Source organism: Virgibacillus salexigens, from assembly GCF_014905415.1.
GTDB classification, from domain to species: Bacteria; Bacillota; Bacilli; order Bacillales; family Amphibacillaceae; genus Virgibacillus; species Virgibacillus salexigens.
The window spans coordinates 1-314 of record NZ_BNEO01000104.1; the positions used below are offsets into that span (position 1 = coordinate 1).

A 314-nucleotide genomic window follows, 5' to 3' on the forward strand; every position below is an offset into this window, starting at 1 on the left:
TATGTGAAAGCTGATTCACATGCAACAAATGATGGAACCAATAGTACCATGCAGCGGATGCAGGTAAGCTTTACCGCGGAAAGTGAAAGCGCTGAATTGATCCTTGGTAGAGAATCTGGTAAAGGAAATACCATATATGATGACATCCGAATTGTTAAAAAGTCTTTAACAAATCATGCATCTCCACGTGTATTTGAGCAGGATTTTGAAACGGTAGTGCAGGGTATCTATCCGTTTGTTGTAGGAAACACAGAAGGAGTGGAAGATAATCGTATTCATTTATCCGAGCTCCATGCTCCTTACACCCAAAAAGG

Annotated in this window: 1 protein-coding gene; it reads left to right on the forward strand. The window is 40.8% G+C overall.

Translation table 11 applies throughout. The features are described from left to right. The coding region (locus JKP73_RS22425) for a hypothetical protein (RefSeq protein WP_200412010.1) at positions 1–314 on the forward strand (314 nt) is incomplete at both ends.